The following is an 18,445-nucleotide window of genomic DNA, read 5'->3' as shown; positions in this document are numbered from 1 at the left end:
TCGATCTCTACACGGTGCAGCTCGACGGCAATGGGCTCAAGCAGATCACGACGAACCCGGAGTTCGACGGGTTCCCGATGTTCAGCCCGGACGGGAAGAAGCTGATCTTCGCGAGTAACCGCGGGGCGACGAAGGCGGGGGAAACCAACTTGTTCATTGCGGAGTGGAAGAACTGAGGCGTCTGGCTTGGTCTTGTTCGACCACCAGCAGACGGCAGACGGCAGTTCGCCCGGCCCGCCAGACGCCAGTTACGCCGGCTGCGCCTGAATGTCGATGGAAAGCTTCACATCGTCCGACACCAGCACGCCGCCGGCTTCGAGGGCGACGTTCCAGACGAGGCCCCATTCCTTGCGGGCGATCTTGGTCTCGAGCGTGGCCGACACCTTCTGGTTGCCCCACGGGTCGGTGGCCGGGCCGCCGATCTCGCCCTTGAGCGTGACGGGCTTGGTGGTGCCACGGATGGTGAGGTCGCCCGTCGCGATCACGTCGTCGCCCGAGCGCTCGAACGTGGTGAGCGCGAACGTGGCCTTGGGGTGGTTCTCGACGTCGAAGAAGTCGGCGCTGCGAAGGTGACCGTCGCGCTGCTCGTTGCCGGTGTCGAGCGACGCCACATCGATCTCGACCGTGACGGCGGTGGCCTGGCCGTTCTCTTCGTCGATGGAGCCGCTGAACGCGTCGAAGGTGCCGCGGACGGTGGAAATGCCGAGGTGCTTCACGGAGAACTGCACCTGGCTATGCGCAGGATCGAGAACCCACTTCATGGCGAACCCCTTGGGAGAACGTTAAACAGTCTGGCGATATCTCAGAAATGAGACGTATAGATGGAAGATATCTGACCAGGGGTGGGCGTCAAGGGGAGATCCGCGAGGAGAGTCTGAGCAGCGAGCGGGCAGCCTGAGAGGTCAGCTTTGATAGAAGCGAGAGGCCAGCGGCCTCGAGGTGAGAAGTCAGCGGTGCACCCTGACCTCTCGCTTCTGGATCGCTGGCCTCTCACCTCTATCCGAGCGCGCTTCTCACGCTGGCCCTTCGACTCTCGGTCTCACCTCTCGGATCTGCTGACCAGGCACTCAGTCAGCCAGCGGAAGCCCGGCCGCTCGGCGTCCCATATCTCGCAGTTGGTCCGCCACCCGCTCCTGCTCTTCCGGGCTGATCCCTTCCATCGCCTGCTTCACCACCGCGGCGTGGCTGGGGAAGATCTCGGCCACGAGGGCCGTGCCCTTGGGCGTGAGCGCGGCATAGCGCGCGCGGCGGTCGGTTTCGCAGCTGCGACGCTCCACGAGCCCCTTGGCGGCGAGCCGGTCCACCAGGAAGGTGATGCCGCCGCTCGAAACGAGAATGCGCTTCTGCACCTCGCCCAGCAGCATCGGCCCCCGGTGGTACAGCGCCTCCACAATCCCGAACTCGGCCAGGGTGAGCCCATGCCGCTGCACGTCGGCGGCCGCGTGGGCAGCCACCGCGGTGTGCGCGCGCGACATGATCACCCAAAGCCGCAAGGCGGCGGCGGTGGCGTGGTCGAGCTCTACGGCATGCGCCTCAGGGTGCATGCCAGGAGCGTCGGATTGGGGACGAACGGTGGTGGACATTGGTGGGAATGGCTCAGTGGTAAGAACAAATGTAACACGAGAAACGCGGGGCGCGAGGCGACCCGCGGCCGCTGCCGACGAGCTCGCTGGGAACTATTTCGATCCGCGCTGGAAAAGCTGTCGCACTCTCGGTTCAAGTCTGAAAGTCCAAGAGAATAGTGGACCGAACGTTCCTAGAGAAAAACCATCATTCTACATTAAAGAAGGTTAGTTGATACCGCAAAACTACCTAAAATAGTGTTGCGAGAAATCAGGCGCTTGTACCTTTCACGCGCAGGCCAACACTCCCCTATGGCCGCGCTCTTTCCGTGAGGAGGCGTGATGCGCAAGCCCCGTCCGAACACGTACAACCCGGCACAGGCGCTGCATTTGATCGCAGCAGACCGTACCGGACTTCCCCTGAGCTGCCCGAGCTGTGAAGGGCAGATCATGCGAGACCCGGCGCAAGCCCCGCCGCAGCCCCACTCGCACGTGACGCTCAAATGCACCAGCTGTGGCCGCCTCGCGCGGTACATCGCCGGCGTGAACTGAGTCGAACGTAGGAAGCATTCGCAGCGACCGGAGCACCGCTCCCCCGGTGCTCGCAGGACACGGTTATCGCGACGGTACCACCACCCGCGAACGAGAACGCCCCCGCCGAATGTCTTCGGCAGGGGCGTTTTGCCTTGCCCCCTTCGTATCGCTGCGCGGAGAATCGGAGAAAGGGGGAACTGATATTGGGAGAAAAGGGGAAAGGGAGAAAAGGAGAGGCTATGTGATGCCTCCTTTTCTCCCTTTCCCCTTTTCTCTTTTTCACCCGAAAGGAGGGACGGACCAACTCAGTAGGTGATGGTCCCCTGCTTGGTCGTGTCCACGTCGTCCGTCTGGCCGGCCTTGAAGAGGAAGGCCTCCATGTTGCGCGTAAGGAACGTTCGCGCCTGCGGGTCCATCACGTTCAGCCCGTAGTGGTTGATGAGCATGGTCTGCTGCTTGAGCCACTGGCCCCAGCAATCCTTGCAGATCTCCCCGATGATGCGCTGCCCGATCGCGCCAGGAAACGGGGGACGTTCGAAGCCTTCGCGCGTGGTCGCGCAACGGGTACAAGTCACATCAGCCATGGGTTACTCCGCCACGCGGACATGCGCGCCGACGCGCGCGTACTTCACTTCGGCCAGCCCGAAGAGCGACAGCAGTTTGATGTACATCCACCCGATATCGAACTCGAACCAGCGGTGCGCGAACTTCGCGCTATGCGGATCGGCGTGGTGGTTGTTGTGCAGTTCTTCGCCGGCCACGATGATCGCGATCGGCGTGATGTTGCGGCTTTCATCCTTCACGTCGTGGTTGCGGTAGCCGAGGGCATGGCCCACGCCGTTGATGATGCCGGCCGCCCAGAAGGGGATCCAGATCATCTGAACGCCCCACACCACGGGGCCGATGAACCAGCCGAAGAGCCAGATGTTGATGGCGAGCATCAGGAAGATGCCCAGATTGGAACGCCGGTCGAGCAGATGACGCTCGAGGAAGTCGTCGGGCGTGCCCTTGCCGTACTTCTCCAGCATGCCCGGCTGCCGCACCGCGTTGCGATAGTAGAAGGCGCCCTTGAGGAGGATGTTGCGAAGCCCCGCGACGACCGGGCTGTGCGGGTCGCCCTCACGGTCGGCGAACGCGTGATGCTTGCGATGGCAGGCCACCCACTCCTTGGTCTTCGTGGCCGTGGTCAGCCACAGCCACACCCGCATCGGCAGCTCGACCAGCGCGTGAAACGACACGCTGCGGTGCGTCTGCGACCGGTGCAGGAACAGGGTGACGCAGATGTTCGTGAGGTGACCAGCGACAAGGACGAAGACGACCGGCTTCCACCAATCGCTCGCCCAGCTACCGAACTCGGGCATGAACTCTCCAAACGTGGATCGAACGAACCAGCCCGCCACGGGGCCAGCCCTAGAAGCTAGCCGCTGCGGGAGATCCGTGCCAACGCGTCCCCGAACCACGCGATCACCGCGTCCGCCACCACGTCCTTCTCGTAATCGGCGGAAATGATGTGACCGCTGCCAGATAGCCACAACTGCTTCTTTAGAGTCGCAGAAATGGCTTTGTAGTGACGCAAACCGAACGCTTCCGACACCCGGTTGTCGTGCACCGACTGCACGTACAGGCAGGGCACCTTCATGCGCGAAAGTAGCGATTCCGCACGCAGCGCCACATCACGCAGCGCCAGCAGCGCCCGGCCGGTGACGATGCCCGGACCGAGCGCCTGCCGTCGGGCCTCGGGGTCATGGATGGAGCGTTCACCGCCAGGGGAGCGGAGATACGGCACCGGGCTGAGCCGCGCCAGCCTGAACTGGCGCGCCATGGCCGGGTCGAGCCCGATGAACGGCGCGAGCAGCGCGATGGCCGGCAGGTCCGGGTGCCTGGCGGCGAGCTCCACCGTGAGGGCGCCGCCCATGCTCTGGCCGCACACGAACACGTACCGGTGGGTACGCCGGAGGTCGGCCAGCGCCCGTTCGGTTGCCCGGCGCCAGCGGGGGGCGCGGGCGTATGCGGCCAGTTCGCGCAGCGACCCGCCGTGCCCCGGCAGCCGCGGCACATGCACGGTGTACCCGGCCGCGTAAAGCCGCGTGGCCAGATGGCGCATGCTTTGCGGCGTGTCGTTGAAGCCGTGCAGCACCAGCACCGCGCGGTCGCTGCCGGCGTGCTCCAGCCGGAACGCCGCGGCGCCCACCACCACGCCGTTGGCGTCACGCGGGCGACGCGCCAGATCGCCGGCCTCGAATCGGCGCGCCACCCGTGCGCGCCATCGGGTCAGAACGCCGACGGCCCCCAGCGCGACCGCCGCCCCGACAAGCAGCGGGCCGGCGACAGACAACTCAGTACCGCGGCAGCGAGGGGTCGACATCTTCGCTCCACGCATCGATGCCACCATCGATGTTGATGAGCGACGTGAACCCGTGCTGCGCCATCCAGTTGGCCGCCATCTCGCTGCGCATGCCGTGGTGACAGAGCATCGCGTACGTGCGCGCCGTGTCCAGCGCGTGCACCCGCGCCGGCAGCGACGAGAGCGGAATGAGCTCACTCCCCTCGAGATGCGCGATGTCCCACTCCCACTGCTCCCGCACGTCGATGATGTGCGGCGGATTGTCGCCCTGCAGCATCGCCGCGATTTCCTGCACTGTCTTGTGATCGACCACGATGGATACTCGGACTCGGTGTTGTTGGTAAACCGCTACTTCTTCGCCGGCACGGGCTTCGCCGCCAGCGCCGCGCGCGCCGCATCGAGGGCCTTGGCCGCGGCCTCGAACCGTCTAACGAGATCGGCGATCTCTTCGTTCGTGTCTGCCTCGGTGCCGTAGCGGATCGCTTCGTTCACGCCAGGGAACACCATGCTCGAGTAGCCGTTGTCCACGTCGCTCGCGTAGATGAGCGTACGATACCACGGACGACTCTTGAGTCCCGTGTCGCGCGCGAAGCTGCGCTCCACCTGCAACAGCGCCGTGTTGGCCGCCGTGGTCTGCGCGGCAACCACACCGCCGGCGAGCGCCGCGTCGCGTGCCGTCGCCCACGCCTTGGCCGCCGTTTCCAGTGTCGTGATGCCGGCCGCGATGGATTTCACCGGCGCGGTGCTCCACCCCTTCTGCGTCAGGCCGCGTTCCACCGGCGTGAGATAGCGGCGCATGGTCTGCGCGAACTCCGTATAGTCGTACGGCAGCACTTCGGCGTTGGCCAGCCGCAGCGCGAATGCCGCGCCAATGCGCCCCGACGCCGCGTGATAGAGGAAGCCGGGGTCGCCGAAGCGCTCCATCCAATCGAAGGTGTCGTAGGCCGAGTGGTAGGTGCCGGCTGGTCCGCCGAAACCCCAGTCGGCAGTGGGGATACCGAGGTGGTTGTAGAAGCCCGCGAAGTCGCTGCCGCCGCCCGGATCACCCATGGCCGGCTCGAGCGAATCGACACGCGTGCCCGTCGTGAGACGCCACGCCTGATACACACTGCCGCGCCCCTTGGGGTCGGGCACGCTCTTCACCACGTCACGCAGCGTGCTGCGCATGCTGGGGCTGCCGCCGCCGCCGAACGAGCTGCCCTGCGCTGATACGTCCTGATTGAGATAGGCCACCGCGCCCTTCTTGAGCCGCAGCGAATCGTCTTCCACGTACTCGCTGCTCCCCACGAGCCCCCACTCTTCGGCATCCCAGGTGGCGAACACGATGGTACGCTTGGGGCGCTGTCCCTTCTTCGCCATGTCGGCGAGCGCGGCGGCGGCTTCGAGCACGCTTACCGTGCCGCTGATGTTGTCGGCCGCGCCGGGCCCCCACGAGTCGCGGTGCGCACCGATGTACACGTACTGCTCGGGGAACTGGCTGCCGCGCAGATAGCCCAGCGTGTTGTGAATCGCCTTGGTACCGTTGGTGGCGGCGTCGGTGCGCACTTCCACGCGCAGCGTCACCGGGCCGGGCCCCACGTGGTAGCGCAGCGCCATGCCCCCCTGCCACCCGCGCGGAATGTCGGTGCCGCGCACGCCATCGAGAATGCGCTGCGCGTTGGCGGCGCTGATGGGCACCACGGGAATGCGCGGCAGCGCGGTGTCTTCGGGCTTGAGACGCGGGACACCAGGCTTGCTGGGAATACCCGGCGTCAGCGGATCGCCGGCGCCGTTGAACACACTACCGCGCTGTACGCCCTCGAGCGGACGCATGGGCCCTTCGGGATACACATCGCCCGCCACGAAGCCGTCGTCGAGCGGGTCCGTATAAATGAGCACCGCCACCGCGCCGCGCTTTTCCGCCTCGCGCGCCTTGATGCCGCGGAAGCTGCGGCCATAGCGCGCCAGCACCACCTTGCCCTTTACGCTCACGCCGAGTGAGTCGAGTGTGGCGTAGTCTTCGATGAGGCCGAAGTTGACGAACACCACCTCGCCTTCGCCCACCCCTGCGCCGCTCGATCCGTTCACGGTGAGATACTGCGGCAGCTGCGTCGCCTTGTCGCCGGCGATCCCCGGTTCCACCAGGTCGAGCGCCTGCGTGTCACGCCCGAACCTGGTGATTTTCACCTCGGTGGCATGCGGTAGCCACACATCATACGTGCGGAGCTCGGTCTCGAGCCCCATGGCCTTCATCTGCGCGATCACGTAGTCGGCCGTGCGCTTCTGCGCGGCGGTGCCCGCCACGTGCGGTTCCTTCGACAGCTCCGCCGAGTTCGTCTTCGCGCGCGAGGCGAGCGGCCCGGCGATCGCTGCCTGCTCGAGCTGGCGCTGCGCGTACGAGGCGGCCGGCGAGTAGCCGGGAATGCTGGGGAGCTGCTGGGCCGCGACGGGCGCGGCGGCGCCGAACGTCAGGCCGGCAAGGAGGCAACGACGGAGGGACACGGACAACTCCGAGGAGTGCGTGAAGCGGGCGAAGGGGACGGTGGAATGTATCTCGCCATGGCCGCTTCGCACGCACCCTTCACCCTACACTCACGACGCTCAACCCTGAACGGAGGTGCTGGCAGTCGTACATCCGATCGCGCGACTGACACGTGCCCGTAGAGTGTCTTGGGTCGTGGGTCGAGGGTCGTGGGTCGAGGGTCGTGCGTGGTGCATGACGGGTCGTGCGTTCAGGGTCGGGGGTGGTGCATCGTTATCCCGCCTCGTATTCCTCGGCCGCCCGCAACAGCGCCTGTTGCAACAGCGCCTCCCGATCGGCCCCATCGGGGAGCGCCGCGGAGAGCGCGCCGAACTGGCGCAGCATTTCGTCCTCGAGCTGTGCGCGCGTCGGGGCATTGATGCCGAGCACAGCGAGCGACATCACGGCGAGATCGCGCAGCTGCTTCACCGTTTCCTCGTCCAGGCCGCTGAGGGTCGGTGGACGTAGTGCGGGCGCCGGCTTTTCGCGGCGTCGCTTGGGCGCCTCGAACAGCGCCTTCACCGGTGCGAACGTCACCACGAACGAGCCCGGCGTATGCTCGGCGTACCCCGCGATCACGTTCCGGCGCCGGAGCGACGGGAGCAGCTTCACGATCGACTCGCGGACCGGCGAATACCCGTCGATGCTGTTGTTGCCTCGACCGGTGATGATCAGCGCTTCGTCGGCGCCGAGCACCTGCTGCTCGCGCAACCACCGTTCGGCGAGGTGCGTGGCTTGCAGGGCGGTGGGCTGCAGCGCCCGCAAGTTGAGCGTGCGCTGCCCACCGAACCGCAGTTCGTCGAAGGCTCGATCTAGACCGGTCATGACCGATTAACGGCGCGACCCCTTCATCTGATCCTTGGCGCGGCCCGCCGTGCGCGGTGCGCTGATAAGCGCCTGGGTAAGTACCCGACCATCGATCACCTCGAACGGCATGACCTGCGCGAGTTCGGCCAGCGTGGGCGCCACGTCGACCGAGCGGATGGGCATGGTGTAGCGCCCCGGCTTCACGCCCGGCCCCATGAAGAGCACGGGGATGTGCGCGTCGAGGTCATGCGGCATGCCGTGCGTGGCGTAGCGCGTGGTGGTGACGTAGTAACCCTCCTTGAAGGTGACCGCGAGGGCCACCTGCATGTCGGCGGGGAGTGCGTTGAGCCAGCGGCGCGCGATCTTGTCGGTGGCGGCGAGCCGGGGGAGGTCGCGCACGCGGTACACGGCGGCCATACCGGGCAGCTTGAGCAGTGCCGCGCGCACGCTTTCGATGGTGGAGTCAGCATCGATACCGGCCGCCGCGAATCGGCGACGATCCACCATGAGCATCTTGTCCTGGTAGTTGAGCGCGTCGGTTTCGAGCCCGCGGGCCACCAGGCTACTCCGCGCCGCATCGATGACCGGGCGCACATCCACGCGGCCGCGATCGGGATTGGCGCCGGGGAAGGCGGCTTCGGGATACGGCGTCACGCCGTGATCGGCGCCAAGCGCGAAGACGATACGACTGGAGTCGCGGAGCGTGTACAGCGAGTCGATGAACCGGCCGAGCGCGCGGTCGACGCGCAGCACCTGATCATGCAGTTCCTTCGAGTCGGGGCCCCACGCGTGTCCCACCGCATCGGTGGAGCTGAGCGACAGCGCGAGGACGTCGGTGGTGGGGCCCTTGCCGAGGTCCATGGCCTGCACGCCGGCGAGCGCCATGTCGACGGTGAACTCGTCCATCCACGGGAAGCTCGTCAGCGAATCGAGGCCGCGACGACGATCGGTACCGAGCGCGTGCGGGAAGGCGATGTCCTTGCCCTCGTGCTCGTAGGCGACGCTGTCCTTCTCGGGATACGCGGCATCGGCGAGGAGCGGCGTCCAGGTCTTGCCGAGGTACTGGGCACCGAGATCACGCGCATTGAACTGCTGCACCCACGTGGGGAGCGTGTCGGCGTAGTAGCGGCTGGTGGTGAAGCGGCCATCGAGCCCGTACCAGTACACCTGCTGCTTGGCCTTGCCGAGCGGCAGGATGGCGCCGCGATCCTTGCGCGAGACGGAGAGCGCGCGCGAGAACTGGTCGCGGGCGCGGATCCAATCGAAAAGGGCGCTGCCGCGGAACCGCCACGGCGAGGCGCCGCCGCCGCGTCCGAGGAGCAGCGGCATCTGCGCGTCGGCGACGCCGAGGTCGTTGATGACGATGTTGGTGTGCGCCGGCGTGCGTCCCGACCAGAGCGTCGCGTGTCCCGGCGCGGTTTCGGTGGTGGCGTGCTCGTGGTAGGCCTGCGTGAAGAACGCGCCCTGCTGCAGGAGTCGCTTGAGCCCGCCGGTGAACTGGGGCGCCCACTTATCGAGATAGTCGGGGCGCAGCTGGTCGATGGTGATCTGGACGACGAGCGTGGGCTTGGCGGGGGGCTTCTGCTGCGCGGCGGCGATGGAGGGCAACGCGAGCGCGAGGGCGGCGGCGAGAGCGCGAGAGGTCATGGGGGGAATTTAGCGCGGCGGGTCCAGTTGGCGGGTGGGGTGGCGTCACGGGTGTGCGACGAACTGCCGGGGCAAGTCGCGTGTGGGCGACACACCACAGACGGCAGAAGGCAGGAACGACAGCACGCAGTGAGGGAGGAATATGGAAAGCGGCGGTCGGCGCTACGCGCCGCCGCCGATTTCCTGACCGCAAAGGAAATCGGGCGCGACCGCACAGCGGCGCGCCCGTTCTTCCGAATTCCTGCTCACTGCGAACTGTGGTTCCTGCCGTCTGCCGTCTGCAGGAAGTCGCACACGCGATCACGCCCTACACCGCACCATCGCATTCATCGGCGTCCCGTCCGGCCTCATGCGCGTCGCCGGATCGACGCGCCAGGACAGGGACTACACCACCGATGAATCAGCCACGCGGGCTGGTGCACATCGCGGACGCATCACGCGAGTGCACCGCGTGGATCCCGCACCGATCACGGAGGCACGTGATGGCGAGGTGAATATTGTGCAAAGTTGTGGAATGCACTAGTGGCGGGAGTGCCTGCGTTTTTTGCAGCGTACCTCACTGCGTGTCCCGCTGCGTTTCCAACTGCGTTTCCAACTGCGATCGAAAAGCAGACGGCAGACGGCAGGAACGACAGCACGCAGTCACGGAGGAATGCGGTGCAACAAAACGGGCGCGCCGCTGTGCGGTCGCGCCCGATATCCTTTGCGGTTGGGAAATCGGCGGCGGCGCGTAGCGCCGACCGCCGCTTTCCATATTCCTCCGAAACTGCGTGCTGTCGTTCCTGCCGTCTGCCGTCTGCTGTTGCACCAACCGCCCGCACGCACCACCATCCACCATCCACCATCCACCATCAACGCACCGGCCGCCGCCCTGCCACCTCGCTCGCCATCACCCGCGACGCCGGTGTGTCCATCGCTGTCAGCCCCTCCACCACCCCGGTGATGTCCGCGTCCGAGCGGTTCTGACTCACCTTGTACTTTCCCTCGAGTGCGTCGATGCGCACCGTCACGCCCACGATCGCGCGCATCTGGGCGGCGAGATAGTCGGCGGGCGCGTCGTGCATGGCCCACGGATGGGCCTGCGACGCCTCGTGGGAGTCCGTGAGCTGCGTGAGGTGCGTGGTGAGCCACGCCTCGTCGTCGTGCAGGGTCACGGCGCCCTGCACGTGCACGGCGATGTAGTTCCACGTGGGGACCACTTTCGCGTGCTCCTGCTTCGACGGGTACCACGTAGGCGTGATGTAATGCTCGGCGCCGCTGAACGCGACGAGCCCCGGCACTTCCGCGCCGGCGGCCGAGCGCAGCCGATCCACATGCGGATTGGCGCGGGCGAGATGGCCGCGCAGCACCCCCGCCGCGCGATCGAGATGCAACGGCAGATGCGTCGCGTAGGGCGCATCTGCGTGGCCGTGCGCCATGGCCGTAACGAGCACGCCGAGCGGATGCGCCTCGATGAAGTCGTAGAGGGTAGCGCGGTCGGACTCGCGGAAGGGGGCGGGGACGTACATCGGCGTGGGGGTGAGTTCAGTGGGGGCGAGTTCGGTGGGGGCGAGTTCGGTGTGTGCGACTTCACGCAGACGGCAGACGGCAGGAACTACAGTGAGCAGTCACGGAGGAATTTGGTAGAACAACCCGGGGCCTGCGCTGCGCGCGGCCCCGATATCCCTACCGCATAGGAAATCGGGGGCGCCGCGAAGCGGCCGCCCCCGTTTTGTTCTACCGCATTCCTCCCGTTCTGCGTGCTATGGTTCCTGCCGTCTGCCGTCTGCTGTTCAACGACGCCAGTGAACCACACCACACCCAGACGACCAGGCCGTCACCCCTTCATCGCCGCTTCCAGAATCTCCAGCCCCGCCGCCAGCTCCGCCTGCGAAATGACGAGAGGCGGCAGAAAGCGCAGCGTATGCTCCCCGGCGCTCACCATCAGCAGGCCGCGGTCGAAGGCGCGGCCGATGATGGCGCCGGCGGGTTCGTGCACGTCCATGCCCCACATGAGACCCTTGCCGCGGATGGCGCGCACGGCGCCGGTGCGGTCGGCGATCCCCTGCAGCTGCTCGCCGAACCACGCGCCCACTTCGCGTACGTGCTGCAGCAGCGCCGGGTCGGAGAGGCGTTGCACCACATGATGCGCCACATTCGCGAGCAGCGGGCCGCCACCGAAGGTGGTGCCGTGATCACCGGGCTGCATCACGCGCGCGACCTTGTCGTTCACGAGAATCGCGCCGATGGGGAGCCCGTTCGCCAGCGGCTTCGCGATGGTGAGCATGTCGGGCTCGATGCCGAGCTGCTCGTAGGCGAAGAAGCTGCCGGTGCGGCCGAGTCCGCACTGAATCTCGTCGAGGATGAGCAGCACGTTGCGCTCGCGCGTGAGCTCACGCAGCCCGCGCAGGAACTCCGGCTCCACCACGCGCACGCCACCTTCACCCTGGATGGGTTCCACGATCACCGCGGCCGCCGTCTCGGGGTCGAGCACCGCGCTCAGTTCGGTGAGGTCGCGCTCGACGATGCTCACGCCACCCATGAGCGGGCGGAACGGCAGACGATAGGCGGGACGATCGGTGGCCGCGAGCGTGCCGGGCATGCGACCGTGGAACGAGCCGCGCACGGCGATGATCTCGTGCTTGGCCGGATGCTCGGTGCTCTTGGCCCAGCGGCGCGCGAACTTGAACGCGCCTTCATTGGCCTCGGCCCCCGAGTTGGCGTAGAACACGCTGCTCGCGAACGAGTGATCCACGAACCACTGCGCCAGCGCTTCGCCCGGCGCGGTGCGGTAGAGATTCGACGTGTGGATGAGCCCCGCCGACAGCGCCTCCTGCACCGCCGCGTTCACGCCCGCGTCGTTGTGTCCGAGTGACGTGACGGCGATGCCCGCGACGAAATCGAGATACCGTTTACCGGTCTCGTCGATCATATAGACGCCGTCGCCTTTGACGAAGAGCGGCGCCTGTCGCTTGTACGTGCCCAAAATGGCGGGCAGCGGAGCGGGGGCGGCCGGCGTGGGCGCCGGAGCCGCGGGCGGAAGCATCGTCGAAGTCATGGCAGCTATCTGGAAGAATCCGTGGCGTCCACACGCGCCACGATCGCGGTCCCCGCCTCGGGGACGGTGAGTGCGGCGAGATCTCCGATCCGCACCCGGGTCACACCACCCGCCAGCGCCATCGCGCAGGCGTCCAACTTGGCGGCCATGCCGCCACCCGCCACGCCGCTGGCCACCAGCGCACGCGCATCGTCGAGCGTGAGCGTCTCGATGCGCTGCTTGTCGCCATCGAGCACGCCCGGAACATCGGCCATCAGGAACAGCTCGGTGGCACCGATGGCCGCCGCGATCGCCGCGGCCGCGTCGTCACCGTTCACATTGTACGCACCAGCTTCACTACCGTTCTCACGCGCAGCCACCGGGGAGATCACGGGCAGATAGCCTTGCCCAAGCAACGCGTGCACCACGCCCGGGTTCACACTCGCCGGCGTGCCGCTGTGCCCGAACTGCGCCGTGTCGATAGGCGTGGCGCGCAGCAGCGCGGCGTCCTCCCCGCTGATCCCCACCGCCGGGGCCCCCGCCGCCACCAGCGCGCTCACCATCTGCTTGTTGGCAAGCCCGCTCAGCACCATGCGCACCAGCTCCAGCGCCGTATCGGTAGTGACACGACGCCCACCAATGAACACCGGCTCCTCACCGCGCAGCCGCTGCAGCGCGCTGATCTGATCACCGCCGCCGTGCACGACCACCACCTTGCCGCCGGTCGCGTGCCAGAGGGCAGCGATCGCCTGCGGGAGGAGTAGGTCGTTCTGGGTGCGGCCGCCGAGCTTGATACAGATCATGGCGAGTCTTGAGGTTTAGGGGCTGAGTGTGGTGTGTGCGACTTCAAGCAGACGGCAGACGGCAGGAACTACAGTGAGCAGCACGGGAGGAATGCGGAGGAACTTTGCGAAGCCGGCGCTGCGCGCGGCTTCGATTTGAACAACGACGCATCGGGACTACGGCGGAGATCTTCGCACACATCGGGACCAAGGCCATCGGGCGCGCCGCGCAGCGGCCGCGACCGCAATGTCCTTCCCTATTCCTCCCGTCTGCGTGCTGTAGTTCCTGCCGTCTGCCGTCTGCTGTTTGTCGCACACCCCTACATCTGCAACCCAAGCCTCTCGTCGAGCCCCAGCATGAGGTTGGCGTTCTGCACCGCCTGCCCCGCCGCGCCCTTCACCAGATTGTCGATGGCGCTGAACACGAGCAGCGTGGGCGTTCGCATGCCCGTGGGCTTCACGGCCCCGATGCGCACCACGTTGCGGTGCTGCACGTCGGCGAGACTCGGGAGCCCGGTGGTGAGCTCCACGAATGGTTCCTCGGCGTACGCCGCGCGATAGGGCTCGAGTGCATCGTCGATGTCGCGTGACAGCGGCACGGTGATCGTGCTGAGAATGCCACGGTCCACCGGCAGCAGATGCGGCGTGAAGAGCAGGTCGCAGTCGGCACCCAAGCGCTGCAGCGTGGCGCGCATCTCGAACAGATGACGATGCGAATTGCCCACGCCGTAGGCGCGGAAATCCTCCGTCACCTCGGCAAAGAGCAGCTCGAGCTTGGGGCTCGCACCCGCGCCGCTCACGCCGCTCGCACTCGCGATGCTCACCGTGCCACCGGGGGCGATGAGCCCCGCCTTGGCCAGCGGGGCGAGCGCCACGAGGATGCTCGTGGCGTAGCAGCCGGGATTGGCCACCACACTCGCCCCCTGCATATCGGCGCGGAACAGCTCCGGCATACCATATGGCGCATCGCTCGGCACACCGGCGGGCAACGCGTGCGTCACGCCGCCGTGGCCGGGGCGCAGATCACTCGACAGGTCCACCACCTTCGTGCCGGCCGCAATCACCTTCGCAATCCACTCGGCGCTCGCCCCATGCGGCAACGCTGCGAAGACGAGATCGACCCCGGCGAGATCCGCCGCCTCCGGCGCCACGAGCGAGACGTCGTGCACGCGCCCGTTGGCCCGCACGCGCAGCGTGGTACCACGCTGCGTGTTGGCCGTGGCGAAGGCCAACTCAAGGTGCGGATGCCCCATGATGAGCGTGCACAGTTCGCGGCCGGAATAACCGGACGCGCCCAGCACCCCCACACGATAGGTCGGATTGGCAGAAGACTCGGGCACGATCGACGTAACGGAAGACGGTTGATTCGGAACGGCGTTTTATGCAGTCTTAATGCATAATTTTGCAAACGGGCGCTGTCAATTCGCTCCGACAATCCGTTACCGGCACGTCGGGGTGAGTCGTTCGGCACCGTACCAACACTGGTGGTGAGTGAGGATCAAGGGGTCAGTGTCATTGATCCCCGCGCCTCCCCTCCTCCGCGCCTCGAGGGTCCCGAGTGAGCGACAAACACGAGCGGCACGCGGTCATCCGCGACATCGTCACGGCCCATCCCGTGGCCAGCCAAGAGGAATTGCGACGACAGCTCGCCACGCGCGGGTGGGACGTGACGCAATCCACGCTGTCGCGCGACCTGCGGGAGCTGCGCCTGGCCCGTATCCCCGATAGCCAGGGACGGTCGCGCTATGCCTTCCCCGAGAGCGGCAACGGCAGCGGCGCCAAGGCTGAAGCGCTCGCCCGCCTCGAACGGATGCTCCCCGAACTCCTCACGGGAGTGGAGGGGGTGCAGGTGCTCGTCGTCGCCCGCACCATGAAGAGCGGCGCCCAGCCGGTCGCCGAGGTGCTCGATCAGCTCGAGTGGCCGGACGTGGCCGGAACCATCGCCGGCGATGATACGGTGCTGATCATCTGCCGGAGCGAGGAGGGGAGAGAGCGAGTGCTGCGGAAGCTGGGGGCGTACATCCGGGACTAGCGTCTCGGTTGGGCGAGAGGGGGGCGGGGGCGGGGTTCTCGTGAAGGCGAGGGAGCTTTCAGCTTTCGGTTTTCAGCTTTCGGTTTACCCTCGCTCCCACCGACGACTGACGGCTGAGAGCTGAAGACTCCCCCGCAGCTCACGCGATGCCCGCCACCCATCCCCACCCTTGAACCAGCAATCCAAACCTGATCAGTTCCTCTGATCTCTTACCAACTCACATCTGATGTCCAACGACGGCACGCATAAACTCTGGGGCGGTCGCTTCGCCGGCGGCCCCTCGCCTCTGCTCGACGCCATCAATCGCTCCATCGGCACCGACTTCCGCCTGTGGCCGCATGACGTGCGTCTTTCCCGCGCCTGGGCGCTGGCCCTGAGCAAGGCGGGGGTCTTCACGGCGGAGGAAGCGGAGCAGCTGCGGAGCGGGCTCGATAGAGTCGCGCAGCGCATCGCCGATGGCGCGCAGCCGATCGCGACGGACGAGGACATCCATACCATGATCGACCGCCTGCTGCATGAAGAGGCGGGCACGGTGGCCTCCAAGCTGCATACGGGCCGTTCGCGAAACGATCAGGTGGCCACGGCGTCGCGCTTGTGGACCATGGACGCCTGCCGCAAGCTCGACGCGGCCATTCGCGACCTGCAGCAGGCGCTGCTCACGCAGGCCGAGACGATCGCCGAGGCGATTCTTCCCGCGTACACGCACCTGCAGCGCGCGCAGCCGGTGAGCGGAGCGCACTGGCTGCTGTCGCACTTCTGGCCGCTCGAACGCGATCGTGTGCGTCTTGCCAATGCGATGCGCAATGCGGCGGTGCTGCCGCTGGGGAGCGGCGCCATCGCCGGCTCGGCGTTCCCGGTGCCGCGCGACATTCTGCGCGACGAGCTCGAGTTCGCGAGCATTTCCCCCAACAGCATCGACGCCACCGGCGATCGGGACTTCGTGGCGGAAACGCTGTTCGTGTGCACCATGACGGCCGTGCACTGCTCGCGGATCGCCGAAGACCTCATCATCTACGGCTCGAGCGAATTCGGCTTCGTGAAGTTCGGTGACGGCTTCAGCACCGGCAGCAGCATGATGCCGCAGAAGCGCAATCCCGACGTGTTCGAGCTCGCGCGTGGCAGTGGCGCGCGCGTGCTGGGCGATCTGGTGTCGCTCCTGGGCACGATCAAGGGGCTGCCGAGCGGCTACAGCAAGGACCTGCAGGACGACAAGCGCGCGCTGTTCAACGCGGTAGACCTGCTGCACCTCGTGTTGCCGGCCATGGCGGGCGCCATCAGCGAGCTGCGCTTCAATCGTGATCGCATGCGTGCGGCGGTGAGCAGCGCCATGATGGCCACCGACCTCGCCGACTATCTCGTGAAGAAGGGGGCCACCTTCCGTGAAGCACACGGTGCGGTGGGTTCGCTCGTGCGTCAGGCCGAAGAAGCGGGCATCGAGATGACCGAGCTTCCGGCCGACGCGTTCAGCACGGCGCATGCACTGTTCGGCGACGATGCGCGCGATGCGCTCGGCGCCGAGGCCTCGCTCGCCGCTCGCAACATCGCCGGCGGTACGGGCCCAGAAGCCGTGAAGGCGCAGATCGCGCAGGCGCACACGGCGCTGCAGGCGCCGGCACTGTGAGCACGGCCGACACGGCGGTGAAGTCGGGGGTCGTCTTCGGCGGCACCCGCTTCGACGGCGTGCTGTTCGATTGCGACGGCGTGCTCGTGGACAGCGAGCGCATCACGAGCCGCGTGTGGGCGGGGCTGCTCACGGGGATCGGTCTCCCCACCACCACCGAACAGTCGCTCGCGACGTATCTCGGCAACTCGATGGCGCGCTGCCTCGAGATCGTCACGGAGCAGCTTGGACGCACGCCGCCCGACACGCTGTTGCCGCAGTTCTACGCCGATGTGAAAGTGGCGCTCGAAACCGAAGTCACGCCGGTCGATGGGATCGTGGAGGTACTCGATGCGCTCGACGCCGCTGGTGTGGGCTACGGTGTGGCGAGCAACGGCGAGCACGAGAAGATGCGCACAACGCTCGGCGCCACCGGTCTGCTCGCCCGTTTCGAAGGCCGCCGCTTTAGTGCCGTAGATGTGGCGCGCCCCAAGCCGGCGCCCGATCTGTTTCTGCACGCCGCGCAGATGCTGGGCTTCGACCCGCGCCGTACACTCGTGGTGGAAGACAGCCCGCTCGGCGTGCAGGGCGCGTTCACGGCCGGGATGACGGTGATCGGGTACGCAGAGCTGGTGTCGCCGGAGCGACTCGTGGCGGCGGGGGCGGCGCACACGGTGCGGGATATGCGCGAGTTGATGGCGTTTGTGGGCTGAGATCGTTTCGGACGACTACAAGCAGACGGCAGACGGCAGGAACTACAGCACGCAGTGACGGAGGAGTGCGGTACAACAAAACGGGCGCGCCGCTTTGCGGTCGCGCCCGATGTCCTTTGCGGTAGGGAAATCGGCGGCAGCGCGGAGCGCTGGCCGCCGCTTTCCATATTCCTCCGTCACTGCGTGCTGTAGTTCCTGCCGTCTGCCGTCTGCTTTTAAAGCGCAGTTACCACCGCCGTTACCCCCGCCGTCTCACCGAAACGCGTAGCCTATCGTGAGCCGCAGCGTCGGCATGAACTCGTTGAAGTTGCCATTCGCCGTATTCGAAATGAAATAGCGCTTGGCCCCACCGCCCGCAGAGACGGCCGTGTGCTGGTTCTTGCCCAGCAGCCACTGATACTGCATCTCCACGGAAAAGGCCGGACCCGTTCGTGTCGCGCGCGTATCACGGCATGGTTCGTTCGCGGCGAGACAGTCCAGGTACTGTACCGCCGACTGATGGCCCACGCCCACACCCGCGGCGATGCCGAACCCCTCGAGGGCGCGTTCAGCTGGGTAGAGCCGCAGTTTCACGTCGGCGTTGGTCAGGCGATTGCTGTCGTCGCCGCGGAGCGCGATGTGCGAGGCCGACACGGCCACTGAGAGATTATCCTGCAGCTTCTTCTCGAACTCCGCCTGGAACGAGCCCACGAGTGGCAGGAACGGGTTGATCGCCACGATGCGCGAGGGGCCCGCCTGCGCCTGCGCCGTCGTCGACAGGGCAGTGACCGCCGTGAGGCCGAGGGCACATGCGGCGAGCGTGCGGCGAAGCAGGGGCATGACGGAAGATGGTGAGTGGTAAAGCGACCGTCTCAGCGGAACGCGTAGCCGATGGTGAGGCGCGCTGTTGGCCTGAACTGGTCGTACAC

At 66.7% G+C, this 18,445-nt stretch carries 17 protein-coding genes; 3 read left to right on the top strand and 14 right to left on the bottom strand.

What is annotated here, in order from left to right:
* Nucleotides 1-248 precede the first annotated feature (248 nt).
* The 13 genes from ACIQ6O_RS03845 to argC form a co-directional block, all read right to left on the bottom strand.
* Nucleotides 249-761 (bottom strand): YceI family protein, encoded by a 513-nt coding sequence (locus ACIQ6O_RS03845; RefSeq protein WP_396206461.1) that lies wholly within the window; start codon nucleotides 759-761, stop codon nucleotides 249-251.
* Nucleotides 762-1,067: 306 nt separating this feature from the next.
* A complete protein-coding gene (locus tag ACIQ6O_RS03840) occupies nucleotides 1,068-1,583 on the bottom strand; it encodes a MarR family winged helix-turn-helix transcriptional regulator (protein ID WP_396206460.1) in 516 nt (171 codons plus the stop codon).
* A gap of 818 nt (nucleotides 1,584-2,401) precedes the next feature.
* Nucleotides 2,402-2,680 carry an oxidative damage protection protein gene (locus tag ACIQ6O_RS03835; protein ID WP_396206459.1) on the bottom strand — a complete coding sequence of 93 codons (279 nt, stop codon included), beginning with the start codon at nucleotides 2,678-2,680 and terminating at the stop codon, nucleotides 2,402-2,404.
* A gap of 3 nt (nucleotides 2,681-2,683) precedes the next feature.
* Nucleotides 2,684-3,457 carry an acyl-CoA desaturase gene (locus tag ACIQ6O_RS03830; RefSeq protein WP_396206458.1) on the bottom strand — a complete coding sequence of 258 codons (774 nt, stop codon included), beginning with the start codon at nucleotides 3,455-3,457 and terminating at the stop codon, nucleotides 2,684-2,686.
* A 56-nt stretch (nucleotides 3,458-3,513) separates the two neighbouring features.
* Nucleotides 3,514-4,461: an alpha/beta hydrolase gene (locus tag ACIQ6O_RS03825; protein WP_396206457.1), complete on the bottom strand. Its 948-nt coding sequence runs from the start codon at nucleotides 4,459-4,461 to the stop codon at nucleotides 3,514-3,516.
* Nucleotides 4,433-4,753, bottom strand: coding sequence for a rhodanese-like domain-containing protein (locus ACIQ6O_RS03820; protein ID WP_396206456.1), 321 nt, complete (start codon nucleotides 4,751-4,753; stop codon nucleotides 4,433-4,435). The genes ACIQ6O_RS03825 and ACIQ6O_RS03820 overlap by 29 nt, the downstream gene beginning before the upstream one ends.
* A gap of 35 nt (nucleotides 4,754-4,788) precedes the next feature.
* A complete protein-coding gene (locus tag ACIQ6O_RS03815; RefSeq protein ID WP_396206455.1) occupies nucleotides 4,789-6,921 on the bottom strand; it encodes a M20/M25/M40 family metallo-hydrolase in 2,133 nt (710 codons plus the stop codon).
* Between the two features lie 253 nt (nucleotides 6,922-7,174).
* Nucleotides 7,175-7,765, bottom strand: coding sequence for a hypothetical protein (locus tag ACIQ6O_RS03810; protein ID WP_396206454.1), 591 nt, complete (start codon nucleotides 7,763-7,765; stop codon nucleotides 7,175-7,177).
* Nucleotides 7,766-7,771: 6 nt separating this feature from the next.
* On the bottom strand, nucleotides 7,772-9,394 hold the full coding sequence (locus tag ACIQ6O_RS03805; RefSeq protein WP_396206453.1) for an alkaline phosphatase family protein: 1,623 nt from the start codon (nucleotides 9,392-9,394) through the stop codon (nucleotides 7,772-7,774).
* 851 nt (nucleotides 9,395-10,245) lie between these two features.
* Nucleotides 10,246-10,902, bottom strand: a complete 657-nt coding sequence (locus ACIQ6O_RS03800; protein ID WP_396206452.1) for an FMN-binding negative transcriptional regulator — start codon at nucleotides 10,900-10,902, stop codon at nucleotides 10,246-10,248.
* Nucleotides 10,903-11,210: 308 nt separating this feature from the next.
* Nucleotides 11,211-12,431, bottom strand: coding sequence for an aspartate aminotransferase family protein (locus tag ACIQ6O_RS03795; protein WP_396206451.1), 1,221 nt, complete (start codon nucleotides 12,429-12,431; stop codon nucleotides 11,211-11,213).
* A gap of 5 nt (nucleotides 12,432-12,436) precedes the next feature.
* Nucleotides 12,437-13,213: an acetylglutamate kinase gene (gene argB, locus ACIQ6O_RS03790; protein ID WP_396206450.1), complete on the bottom strand. Its 777-nt coding sequence runs from the start codon at nucleotides 13,211-13,213 to the stop codon at nucleotides 12,437-12,439.
* Between the two features lie 299 nt (nucleotides 13,214-13,512).
* A complete protein-coding gene (gene argC, locus ACIQ6O_RS03785) occupies nucleotides 13,513-14,532 on the bottom strand; it encodes an N-acetyl-gamma-glutamyl-phosphate reductase (protein WP_396206449.1) in 1,020 nt (339 codons plus the stop codon).
* 218 nt (nucleotides 14,533-14,750) lie between these two features.
* Between argC and argR the strand changes: the two genes are divergently transcribed.
* From argR to ACIQ6O_RS03770, 3 genes are all read left to right on the top strand, one after another.
* Entirely contained in the window at nucleotides 14,751-15,224 is a 474-nt protein-coding gene (gene argR, locus ACIQ6O_RS03780) for an arginine repressor (RefSeq protein WP_396206448.1), read from the top strand.
* Nucleotides 15,225-15,450: 226 nt separating this feature from the next.
* Nucleotides 15,451-16,845 carry an argininosuccinate lyase gene (gene argH, locus ACIQ6O_RS03775; protein ID WP_396206447.1) on the top strand — a complete coding sequence of 465 codons (1,395 nt, stop codon included), beginning with the start codon at nucleotides 15,451-15,453 and terminating at the stop codon, nucleotides 16,843-16,845.
* A complete protein-coding gene (locus tag ACIQ6O_RS03770) occupies nucleotides 16,842-17,537 on the top strand; it encodes an HAD family hydrolase (RefSeq protein ID WP_396206446.1) in 696 nt (231 codons plus the stop codon). Before argH ends, ACIQ6O_RS03770 begins: the two co-directional genes overlap by 4 nt.
* Before the next feature lie 252 nt (nucleotides 17,538-17,789).
* Here ACIQ6O_RS03770 and ACIQ6O_RS03765 read toward each other — a convergent pair whose 3' ends face one another.
* Nucleotides 17,790-18,356: a hypothetical protein gene (locus ACIQ6O_RS03765; RefSeq protein WP_396206445.1), complete on the bottom strand. Its 567-nt coding sequence runs from the start codon at nucleotides 18,354-18,356 to the stop codon at nucleotides 17,790-17,792.
* Nucleotides 18,357-18,445: the final 89 nt, after the last annotated feature.

Source organism: Gemmatimonas sp. (assembly GCF_044345575.1).
Classification (GTDB): domain Bacteria; phylum Gemmatimonadota; class Gemmatimonadetes; order Gemmatimonadales; family Gemmatimonadaceae; genus Gemmatimonas.
The sequence above is the reverse complement of the archived record's forward strand: the minus strand, read 5'-3'. Positions and strand labels throughout refer to the sequence as shown.